Origin of the sequence: Streptomyces sp. NPDC032472 (assembly GCF_040636955.1) — a bacterium.
Lineage (GTDB): Bacteria > Actinomycetota > Actinomycetes > Streptomycetales > Streptomycetaceae > Streptomyces.
The window spans coordinates 1-2622 of the sequence record NZ_JBEZVK010000187.1; the positions used below are offsets into that span (position 1 = coordinate 1).

At 78.8% G+C, this 2622-nt stretch carries 1 protein-coding gene; it reads right to left on the reverse strand.

The genetic code is table 11. The features are described 5' to 3' along the window. Positions 1–2551 (reverse strand): lantibiotic dehydratase (locus tag AB0F11_RS38035; protein WP_362184422.1); only part of this gene is annotated, 2551 nt, incomplete at its 3' end. Between the last annotated feature and the right edge of the window lie 71 nt (positions 2552–2622).

Here is a 2622-nt window from a genome sequence, read left to right on the forward strand (position 1 = left end):
CCGGACGGCCGTCGCCGCGTACGCCGGGCTCCGCCATCGGCGGCCCGGCCACGACCACGTCCTCGGACAGGACGTTCAGCGGCGCCGCGTCGGCCGGGACCGGCCGGCCGGCATCGGCCAGCAGCACGCGCCAGCGCTCCGCGAGGCCGTCGAGCAGGCCGGGCCGCGCCTCGGCGCGGGCGCGGGCGAACCGGGCGGTGTCGGCGGCCAGCAGGTCGATCCGGTCGGCCAGGCCGGTGTCCTCGGGCCACTGGCGCAGCCACCGGGCCAGGGCGCGCAAGGGGGCGGGGTCCTGCGGGGCCACGGGTTCGACGGGCACCAGCAGTCCGCTGTCGGCGAGCCGGTCGACGAACCGGCCGACCGCGGGATCCGCCGCCGGCCGGCCGAGGACCGGGGCGAGCCGGGCGGCCAGCGCGTCGAGCGGTGCGGGCGTGGCAGCGATCCCGGTGAGGGAGGCGAGGGCGGGGCGGGCGGCGAGCTCGATCTCCTCCTCGTGGGTGACGAGGTACCGGCCGCCCGCGAACACCGTGCGGTCCCGGACGTACCGGGCCCGGCCGTCGGCGGTGGGCCGGGCGCTGCTCGTCAGCCGGTGCGGCAGCGCGCGGCGGCGCCGCGGTTCGTCGAGCAGCGCGGCGGAGAGTGCCGCAACCAGCGCCCGATTCTCCCGCACGACGCCCCGCAACCCGTCCACCGCCGACCCAGCCCCCGGCACCACACCCTCCGACGACCCCGGGCCGACCAACGGAGCCGCACCGGCCGGCGAGACCGCGCCCGCCGACGGCACGGAGCCGACCAGCGGAGCAGGACCGATCGGCTGAACTGCACCCGCTGACCTTCCCGAGGCAGCCGGCGCCCCCGGCCCCACCGCCGGCATCGGGCCGGCCGACGGCACCGGCCCCACGGGCGAGACTGCGTCCGCCGACGGTACGGGGTCGACCAGCGGAGCAGGACCGGTCGGCGGCGCTGCACCCGCCGGCGGAACCGGCCTGGCGAGCGGAGCCGGACCGGCCAGAGGAACCACGCCCGCCGACGGCCGCGAGGCGGCCAGCGGAGCCGGATCCGCCGGCGGAACCGACCCCACCAGCACCGGGCCGGCCTGCGACACCGGGTCCGCTGGCGGAAACGGGCAGATCGACGGCACCGGGCCCATCGGCGAAAGCGCGTCCGCCGAGGACCCTGCGTCGGACTGCGGTACCGGCCCCGCCGGAACCGTGCCAGCCGGTTGCACCGCGCTCGCCGACGGCACTAGACCGACCAGCGGAGCCGGACCGGCCGGCGAGAGTGTGTCCGCAGACGGCCCCGAGGTGGACGACGACACCGGAGCCGCCGACGGCACCGGACCAGCTGGCGGTATCGCGCCTGGCGACGGAACCGGGCCGGCCAGCGGCACCAGCCCGACGGGGCCCACCGCTGGCATCGGGCCGGCAGACGGCATCGGGCCGACCAGCGGAAATACGCCCGTCGGCGGCACCGCGGCGGTCGGCGGCAGCAGCCCCACCGCTGGCATGGGGCCGGACGGCGGCATCGAGCCCACCGGCGGAACTGCGGCCGCCGTCGCCACTCGTTCCACCGATGGGACCGGGCCCGCGGCCGGTATCAGGCCCAGGGGCGGAACCGGGCTCACCGCGCCGACCGGCGAATCCGCGTTCACCGGCGGAACCGGACCCTTCGCCGGCATTGGGCCCGCCGCCGGCATCTGACCCACCCACGAAGCCTGGCCCACCGGCGGAACTGTGCCCGCCGGTGCTGCCGGGTCGGTCGGCAGCCCGCCCGGATGAGGCCGAGAGGAGGCGGTCGCGCCGGCGGCGGCCGGATCGTCCATAGCCCCGTCAGGGGCGGCGACCGGATCGTCCACGGCCCCGTCGGCGGTGGCGGCCGTGGCCTCCGCGGCCTCGGCAGGCGCGGTGGTCGTACCGTCCGACCACCCCACGGCGGTGAACCAGGACAGGGGGCTGGTCTTGGTGCTGGCCCTCAGCGCGTGCCGGAGCACCGAGGGCTCTTCCTTGCGCGCGCGGCGCCCGCCCTCCTCCCGGGCGGCCCGGGACACGGCGCGCAGCAGGTCGGCGCTGGTGAGGGCGACGGCCCGGGCGAAGCCGGGGGAGCGGCAGAGTTCCGCGAGCGCGGCGCGTTCGGCGGCCAGCGCGGCCGGGGTGGCCTCGGCCAGACCGGCGAGGACGGCCGCCCGGCTCTCGTGCAGGGCGAGCCAGTCGCCGAGCCACGGAATGCGGGCGGGCAAATCGTCGAGCCGGGCCAGCAGGGCCGGGCGGGGGGTGCGGCCGTTGTGCAGGGCGCGGCGCAGCGGGAGCACCACCTGGCGGTGGAACTCCTCCGGGTGGCCGCCCCGGGAGGCGAAGAGGTCGTCGCACAGGGCGGGTCGTAACGCGGCCTCCCGGGCGGCGAGGTCGGCGAGCCGGCCGATCAGCGTGCGCACCCGCGCGGCCTCGGCCGGCTCCGCGGGATGCGCGGCCACGGTGGTGCGGACCAGCACGTACGGGGCGGTCCGCGCAGGCGCGACGCGTCGCGGCGCGGCCGGCTGGGCGGGGTGCGGCATGGCGGGGCTCCCGTGGTGCGGTCTGGGGTGAGGCCGGTTGGCCGGTTGGCCGGTTGGCCGGTTGGCCGGTG